Source organism: Chryseobacterium sp. SIMBA_028 (assembly GCF_046535285.1).
Classification (GTDB): domain Bacteria; phylum Bacteroidota; class Bacteroidia; order Flavobacteriales; family Weeksellaceae; genus Chryseobacterium.
The window spans coordinates 1-271 of record NZ_JAWRWZ010000294.1; the positions used below are offsets into that span (position 1 = coordinate 1).

General features: G+C 26.9%; 1 protein-coding gene. It reads right to left on the reverse strand.

The window, feature by feature from the left end; translation table 11 throughout:
• Positions 1-271: hypothetical protein (locus SCA31_RS23520; RefSeq protein ID WP_410699431.1), on the reverse strand; the 271-nt coding region annotated here is incomplete at both ends.

A 271-nucleotide genomic window follows, 5' to 3' on the forward strand; every position in this document is an offset into this window, starting at 1 on the left:
GAAACAATTTCGGTTGCCATATAGATTTCATTTTTCAAGTAAGTTGAAATATTTTCCTTATTACCTACACAACCCATTTTGTATTTCATAATAAGTGGATTATCAGAATAGAATTTATAAATTTCCAAAAACCTTTTATCATTTCTTTTAAAAAGCTCTAGACTCGAATATAATCTTAACGAATTACTGCCATTTTTAGCAAAGAAATAGAGCTCATCATTCTTGGCTGCTTTAGATATTTCTTTGAAATAACCATAAATAATACTTGACT